Raw genomic sequence first — 7,080 nt, forward strand, 5'->3', positions numbered from 1 at the left:
CCGTGTTATTCTTCATTCAAAACGGCGCTCAATTTGCGTTCCATATTGGCAGCAGCTTCTTCAGCCGTAATTTCTCCTGCCGCTGCCCGCGAAAGTTCAATCTGCATAATATCCGATACTTCCGGATAATCTGCGGTGACTGGACGCGGCACTGCATTTTGAAGCGTTTCGACGAAGGCATCATCCGCAAACAGAGCGTTTGCTTCCTGGATGTCTTCATCTTCATACAAAGACTCAATAGTAGGAGCCCGGCTGCCTTCGAGAGCACCGATTTTCTGGCCCTGCTCACTGGACATAAATTTCACGAATTCCCAGGAGGCTTCAACTTCTTCGGAGTTTTTGTTGATCATGGTGGTCCATCCGCCGAGAGCAGAAGCGGTGCCGTCGCTGCCTGAAGGGAGCGTGGTGAAGCCGACATTGTCAGGAATATTGGAGATTTCCGGGTCGGTGGAAGTAGACAGCAGGTACGGCCAGTTCCTGGCAAAAACGGTGTTACCATTTATAAACGCGTTTTCTGTTTCAATTTCCTGGAAATTAAGAATGTTGTTTGGTACAAAGTCGGACTGGGTTATATCGATCATTTTTTGGATACCTTCTATGGCCTCCGGAGAATTAACGACTACTTCCTGATTTTCGTTAATGATCTGGCCGCCGTAGGCACCGATGTATTCAATGGCATTAGTGACGAGGCCCTCATACTGGGAAGCCTGCATCGAGTAGCCGAAGGAGGTGCCTTCTTCACCCTGAAGGTCTGCAGCCATCGTTTCGAGCTCTTCCCAGGTTTCCGGCGGCTCGTCTACAATATCGTTCCGGTAAAACAACAGCCCGGCATCTGTATACGATGGCATGGCAAACTGCCGTCCGTTATAGGAGGTGGATTCAATAGTGGCCGGGAAATGGGCATCAATATCGACGTTGTCTCTTTCAATCAGACGGTCGAGCGGAAGCGCATAGCCGGCCTGGGCAAATTCCGCCGGCCAGACGACGTCAGCCGCAAATACGTCGATTTCATCACTGCCGCTGCTTAAAATCGTAGCGTACTGGTTGTGCTGTTCTCCCGTATCAGGCGGCATCTCCCGTACATCCACATTGATGTTTGGATGCTCTTCTTCAAATGCCTTGATCGTGGCATCTGTGGCGTTAGTCGTATCCACACCGCGGGCGTACGTAATTGTGACTTCGTCCTCAGCAGTGGGAGAGATGTCCGCAGTTGAACACCCGGTGAGCATTATAAACGCTCCTGTAACGGCTGCAGCTTTCTTCATGCCTATTCCTCCTTAAGTGAAATCGATTTCAAAATATCCGAAACGTTTCGGGTGCCAGAGAGAAGCAGGAAAGAACCTACCTGCTTACCGGAATGCCGGTGGATTCCCGCACGGTTAACGAAGCAGGAATTATCAGGCTGGCAGGTGTATCTCTTCCTTCAATCTTCTCAATAAGTAATTCACAGGCTTTGCGCCCCAGCGTGTACCGGTCCTGACGGACAGTGGTCAGGGGCGGGGAAAAATACTCCGCGAGTACGAGATCGTCAAAGCCGACGATCGATAAATCCCGCGGCAGAACGTACCCGAGATGATGAGCTGCCCGCATGACCCCGTGAGCCATTAAATCACTTGAGCAAAAGACGGCGGTGATGTGCGGATGGGCCTTAAGCAGCCCGAGCGCTTCCTGCTCAGCCTTTTTTTCATCGAAGGCTGCCTCCCGCACGTATTCCTCCCGGTAGGGAAGACCGAACTCCCGAAGTGTTTCTTCGTAGCCTTTCCGGCGTTCTTTGGATACGTAGGCATAATGATGGCCGTTAATAAATGCGATATGTTCATGACCAAGTCCGATCAAATGTACCAGCGCCTGACGGGCGCCGTCAGCATTATCAGTAGTGACAAAGCTTGCGTTACCGCTTTCCACATGATTGTCGATAAATACGCATGGAAGCCCGGTAGCCGCCAATTCTTCGGTGGCGGAGTGGTCATGGGGGAGATTCTGGGTGATGACCCCTTCGAGCTGTCGCTCCCGGCACATTTGGTAATACGTACGGTCCCCGGTAGGACGGGATTGAAACAGGATAAGGTCATAACCGCATTCGTTGGCATATTCGTTTACACCGGCCAGAATATCAAGTGTGAACGTATCCTTCGGATTGGACGGAAAGGATTGGGAGGTTAAGAGCCCAATTGTCTTCGAACGATTCATAACGAGGCCGCGGGCGATGTGATTTGGCGTATAGTCCAGCTGTTCGGCGATCTCCTGAATACGCTGGCGTGTCTGTTCATTGACGTCGCTGTATCCATTCAAAGCTCTCGAAACAGTAGTGACGGAAACGCCGGCTGCTTTAGCGATATCTTTTATGGTATTCATAATTAGCCTCCGAAACGTTTTGGAAGAATGACTTTATTATAGAAAACGCTTTCATTTTACGCAACCCTAAATTGAAAATTTTTAAAAATTAAAACAAAAATTGTGCTTTTCCATAAATCATAAAAATTGATTAACGCCGCTCCACCTAGTAAACTAGCGGTAAATAAGCGATAAGAAGGAGTGGACAGTATGGAGCATGCTTCAGGCAATAAAAGGACCGTCCAACCTAATAAACAACAAATGCTGAATCGGTTAAAGCGTATTGAAGGACAGGTGCGCGGCGTTCACGATATGGTGGAAAACGATCGGTACTGTGTCGATATTTTAAACCAGATTGCAGCTATTCAGTCTGCAACCAACAAAGTATCGCTGGCATTAATGGAGGACCATACCTCGCACTGTGTGGCGAATGCCATTAAAGAGGGCGAAGGCGAAGAATCCATTGAAGAGCTGATGACCGTTATGCGCCGGATGATGAAGTGATTTTTGACAATACCCCTCAGGTGTATTATATAATGAAGGTACAGAAAGGATGGTTGAAATGAAAAAAGAAACGATCCAGGTGGAAGGAATGAGCTGTGGACACTGCGTCTCTGCGGTAGAAGGCGGCGTCGGCGAACTGCAGGGCGTTTCCAGCGTGAAAGTAAACCTCGATACAGGTGCCGTAGACGTAGAATATAATCCTGAAGTAACTTCACGAAAAGATATTGATGAAGCGATAGATGATCAGGGATATGATGTTGTATCTGCATAAATAATTAATAAGGAGCGGATCGTGCAGCCACGATCCGCTTTTTTATCACAGTTTTGTTTGCTAAATACTATACGGGGGTATAATATTAAAAGAAAGCCTGCAATGGAAATGAGGTGCCGGTATGGAAAAGCAGAAAACCAATAACAATCTTTCCCACTGGAACGCATCCGTAGAGGGTATGACCTGTGCGGCCTGCTCCCGGAGAATTGAAAAGCAGGTAGGGAAAATGGAGGGGGTCTCGGAAGCCTCCGTTAACTTAACAACCGAACAGCTTTCGGTGCAGTATGATCCAGATGAAGTATCGCCGCATGACATGGAAGAAAAAGTAGAACAGACCGGCTACAGCGTCCGTCGCAGCGAAGCAGTATTTGACGTCTCCGGAATGACATGTGCAGCCTGTGCCAACCGGGTCGAAAAGAAGCTGAATAAAATGCCGGGTGTGTCGGAAGCTACCGTCAACCTGGCGATGGAGCGTGCCACGGTTCACTATCTGGACGGGGAAGTTTCTGTAGAAGATATGGAACAGGCAGTGGACAAATTAGGGTATGGGTTAACCGAACGAACCGAAGAAGAGACGGAGGATCCTAAAGAAAAAGAGCAGCGGAAAAAAGGGTGGCAGCTGCTGATTTCTGCGCTTTTGACCCTCCCGCTTGTATGGACGATGGTGTCCCATTTCGGATTTCTGTCCTTTCTCTGGGCTCCGGAAGCATTGATGAACCCGTGGGTGCAGGTCGGTCTTGCAACGCCGGTTCAGTTTGTGATCGGCTCCACGTTTTACCGGAGCGCCTATAAATCACTGCGGAGCGGCAGTGCCAATATGGACGTGCTGGTCGCTCTCGGAACCTCGGCTGCCTATTTTTACAGCCTATACTTTGTGCTGACGGGCAATGCGTCCGAAGGTCTGTATTTTGAAACTTCGGCTGTGATTATTACCCTCATCCTTCTCGGTAAATGGTTTGAAGCGAAAGCGAAGGGTCGCACCTCGCGTGCCATCAAGTCGCTGCTTTCATTAAAAGCCGAAACTGCCCTGGTGGAACGGGGCGGGGAAGTAACAGAAATAAAGAGCGAAGATGTTCAGGAGGGCGACATCGTCCATGTGAAGCCGGGAGCGAGAGTGCCGGTGGACGGGGAGGTCATTGACGGCCGCTCGTCTGTGGATGAGTCCATGCTTACAGGCGAAAGTATTCCGGTGGACAAAGATACCGGGGACACGGTGATTGGAGCGACGGTGAATGGAAACGGGCGTATCCGCATGCGTGCGACCCGGGTCGGCAAGGACACGGCGTTATCGCAGATTGTGCGGGTCGTTGAGAAAGCGCAGGGCGGAAAGGCGGAGATCCAGCGCCTCGCCGACCGGGTATCCGGAGTGTTTGTGCCGATTGTGATTGGAATCGCGGCTTTGACCTTTCTCACCTGGATTCTTTTTGTGCAGCCCGGATCGCTTGAAGCGGCGCTTCTGCCGACCATTGCCATCCTTGTTATTGCCTGCCCATGTGCTCTTGGTCTCGCAACACCGACGTCCATTATGGCAGGTTCGGGCAGAGCGGCTGAAAACGGCGTGCTCTTTAAAGGCGGACAGTATTTGGAAAGCACGGGAGCCGTAGAGACGATTCTGCTCGATAAAACCGGCACAATTACAAAAGGGGAGCCGGCAGTGACTGATATTGTGCCGGCAGCCGGCTGGACAGAACAGGAGCTGTTGATGCACGCGGCCGGCGCGGAGGAATCCTCCGAGCATGCGCTCGCCCAGGCGATTGTCCGGGACGCGGGACAGAAAAATATTACGCTGCCGAGGGTGTCTTCGTTCGAAGCAGTACCCGGCAAAGGGGTGCTTGCAGCCACGGACGCCGGTACTGTAGTGGTCGGAACGAGTGTCTGGCTGGCGGAGCGCCGGGTGGAAGGTATCCCGGAAAGTGCAGAAAATGAAGCAATGGAAGATCAGGGAAAAACAGTGATGGGAGTCGCAGTAAACGACCGTTTTGCCGGGTGGATTGCCGTAGCTGATACAGTGAAAGAAACATCCAGACGGGCAGTGGAACGCATGCAGGCAGCAGGACTTGAAGTCGTCATGATTACCGGCGATAACGAAAAGACTGCCCGCGCCATTGCAGCCGAAGTAGGGATCGATCGCGTAATTGCGCGCGTGCTGCCGGAGCAGAAAAGCAGCGAAGTCACGCGGCTGCAGCGTGAAGGCCGGCGCGTAGCGATGGTCGGAGATGGCATTAACGATGCACCGGCGCTTGCGACAGCTGATATCGGGATGGCTGTTGGTACAGGAACGGATATCGCCGTGGAGGCAGCCGACATCACGCTGATGCGCGGGGATTTAAACAGCGCTGCTGATGCTGTGCTTATGAGCCGGGCCACGATGAAAAACATTAAAGAAAATTTATTCTTTGCATTTGTGTATAATTCCGTCGGCATTCCTATTGCGGCTATCGGCCTGCTCGCTCCGTGGGTGGCCGGGGCAGCCATGGCGTTCAGTTCCGTTTCTGTTGTGCTGAATGCCCTGCGCCTTCAGCGGATGAAAATTTCATAATAAAAACAGGCAGGGCCCAGCGGCTCTGCCTGTTTTCTATCCACCAGGAGAAGAAAATAATTGTGAATCCAGTTCATTACTATATTACTATGAACTTTCTTGGTTTGTGTTATAATAAACAGGAATTTATAGGTATAATATAATGGATCGCATGCATTTAATAGATGATTATCCAATTAAAAAGTGACTCAAGGAGGCTGTTCAAAATAGCTGCAAATTGTATGTCCCAATCCATAGGCAATGCTAAAATTGCTAATTCTGACTCTATCGATAAACTCACAAAGTGCCTGTATCAAACCGCCAATATCGAGCTCGGCAAATTAACAGCTTCGATAAACAGTGCCCAGGAAGAACTTAATTTATTAATGCAGGAAATTCAAAGGCTCCAGGGTAAATCCATATGATGCCTGGATACATGCGAAGCACCTATCTATCAGCCTAAAAGCAGACAGGGCATAGTGCCTCTGTCTGCTTTTAGGCTGCCCCTATTTTTTTATCCAAAAGGGCGGCGATAACGAACATAAAAATCATGCCGACGCTTACGACGAATAAGTCGGGCCCGATCCAGCGGGTGAATACAATGCTTAAAATTAATACAGAGAAAAAGGCGATAAATGTTACATTCGCTGCGGCGAACCGGTGCCGGCGGCCGTGCTGTTTAATGCGGGCGATGACGTAAATAGCGGCATTTAATGCCAGGCCGATAAATAAAAGGTAATACAGATTTAATGTTAGTTCCATGACTCATCGATCTCCTCAACTACGTTCTGGTATGTATTCGTGCATCGGGACGTCTTTTCATATCACTTTACATGGTAACATGAACTTGAAAAAGGCGGTAGGAAAGATAAACGGTGCCTGCATATGCTACACTTGCCGTAGAAGTTAGTGATGGAAGGAAGGAACAATTACAATGCAGATAGAAAAATACGAAGGCATGCCTCCAAGCGAAGTGCTGCAGGGTATCCTATATTTACACGCTCAGCTTTTTGAAAAAATGGAACCAATGCACCAGACTCTCGAACAGGCAGAGGCGTCTCTCGTGCAGGTAGCGCGGGAGGAAGGGAAAATACTCGGCTACGACATCAGCTACGCGAAAGATGAAAGCGTATGGTACAGCTGGCTGAACGGCATGGAAGAAGCGTTTGAAGATGACGGATGGAGAAGCCGTCTTGTCGGCAACGTTCTTATTCATGCCCGGGAGCAGGGATATGAGGTGGTGCAGACGAAGCTTGCCCACCGGTACCCGGAATTTATTGATATGCTGCAGGCCGCGGGCTTTCAGGTGAAAGAGGAGTTAACAGATGAACGCATCTGGCTTGAGAAAAAGCTGTGAAAAGGGACCGTTTCCGGTCTCAGACTGTCGACAATGACTCTAATTTTAGAGTTTGTCGGCAGTTTTTTTGTGCTATGATAAAAAGAAATAGCCTGG

8 protein-coding genes are annotated in these 7,080 nt (G+C 49.8%); 5 read left to right on the forward strand and 3 right to left on the reverse strand.

The window, feature by feature from the left end:
- Window positions 1–5 precede the first annotated feature (5 nt).
- Together ACTRXH_RS10860 and ACTRXH_RS10865 are read right to left on the reverse strand one after the other, a co-directional pair.
- On the reverse strand, window positions 6–1,265 hold the full coding sequence (locus ACTRXH_RS10860; protein WP_474277954.1) for an ABC transporter substrate-binding protein: 1,260 nt from the start codon (window positions 1,263–1,265) through the stop codon (window positions 6–8).
- Window positions 1,266–1,341: 76 nt separating this feature from the next.
- Window positions 1,342–2,355 carry a LacI family DNA-binding transcriptional regulator gene (locus tag ACTRXH_RS10865; protein WP_474282128.1) on the reverse strand — a complete coding sequence of 338 codons (1,014 nt, stop codon included), beginning with the start codon at window positions 2,353–2,355 and terminating at the stop codon, window positions 1,342–1,344.
- Window positions 2,356–2,535: 180 nt separating this feature from the next.
- On the opposite strand from ACTRXH_RS10865, the gene ACTRXH_RS10870 reads away from it, so the two are divergent.
- The 4 genes from ACTRXH_RS10870 to ACTRXH_RS10885 all read left to right on the forward strand — a co-directional run bounded on the left by ACTRXH_RS10870 (window position 2,536) and on the right by ACTRXH_RS10885 (window position 6,052).
- Complete coding sequence (locus ACTRXH_RS10870) at window positions 2,536–2,838, forward strand: metal-sensitive transcriptional regulator (RefSeq protein WP_474262393.1); 303 nt, start codon at window positions 2,536–2,538, stop codon at window positions 2,836–2,838.
- Between the two features lie 58 nt (window positions 2,839–2,896).
- A complete protein-coding gene (copZ, locus tag ACTRXH_RS10875) occupies window positions 2,897–3,109 on the forward strand; it encodes a copper chaperone CopZ (protein WP_474282130.1) in 213 nt (70 codons plus the stop codon).
- Between the two features lie 121 nt (window positions 3,110–3,230).
- Entirely contained in the window at window positions 3,231–5,648 is a 2,418-nt protein-coding gene (locus ACTRXH_RS10880) for a heavy metal translocating P-type ATPase (protein WP_474282132.1), read from the forward strand.
- A 221-nt stretch (window positions 5,649–5,869) separates the two neighbouring features.
- The gene (locus ACTRXH_RS10885) at window positions 5,870–6,052 is read left to right on the forward strand and encodes a hypothetical protein (protein WP_474282134.1); all 183 of its coding nucleotides are present in this window, start codon (window positions 5,870–5,872) and stop codon (window positions 6,050–6,052) included.
- Window positions 6,053–6,122: 70 nt separating this feature from the next.
- Here the strand turns inward: ACTRXH_RS10885 and ACTRXH_RS10890 are convergent, their stop codons facing one another.
- A complete protein-coding gene (locus ACTRXH_RS10890) occupies window positions 6,123–6,389 on the reverse strand; it encodes a hypothetical protein (protein WP_474262388.1) in 267 nt (88 codons plus the stop codon).
- A 172-nt stretch (window positions 6,390–6,561) separates the two neighbouring features.
- Between ACTRXH_RS10890 and ACTRXH_RS10895 the strand changes: the two genes are divergently transcribed.
- Window positions 6,562–6,984 (forward strand): hypothetical protein, encoded by a 423-nt coding sequence (locus ACTRXH_RS10895; protein WP_474282136.1) that lies wholly within the window; start codon window positions 6,562–6,564, stop codon window positions 6,982–6,984.
- The last annotated feature ends 96 nt before the right edge of the window (window positions 6,985–7,080 follow it).

Source organism: Marinococcus sp. LNHM5E3-2.1 (assembly GCF_056034365.1).

Excerpts from the sequence above, each read along its gene's own strand:
- ACTRXH_RS10880 (WP_474282132.1), top strand. The coding sequence starts at position 3,231 with ATGGAAAAGCAGAAAACCAATAACAATCTTTCCCACTGGAACGCATCC.
- copZ (WP_474282130.1), top strand. The coding sequence starts at position 2,897 with ATGAAAAAAGAAACGATCCAGGTGGAAGGAATGAGCTGTGGACACTGC.
- ACTRXH_RS10865 (WP_474282128.1), bottom strand. The coding sequence starts at position 2,355 with ATGAATACCATAAAAGATATCGCTAAAGCAGCCGGCGTTTCCGTCACT.
- ACTRXH_RS10885 (WP_474282134.1), top strand. The coding sequence starts at position 5,870 with ATGTCCCAATCCATAGGCAATGCTAAAATTGCTAATTCTGACTCTATC.
- ACTRXH_RS10895 (WP_474282136.1), top strand. The coding sequence starts at position 6,562 with ATGCAGATAGAAAAATACGAAGGCATGCCTCCAAGCGAAGTGCTGCAG.
- ACTRXH_RS10860 (WP_474277954.1), bottom strand. The coding sequence starts at position 1,265 with ATGAAGAAAGCTGCAGCCGTTACAGGAGCGTTTATAATGCTCACCGGG.
- ACTRXH_RS10890 (WP_474262388.1), bottom strand. The coding sequence starts at position 6,389 with ATGGAACTAACATTAAATCTGTATTACCTTTTATTTATCGGCCTGGCA.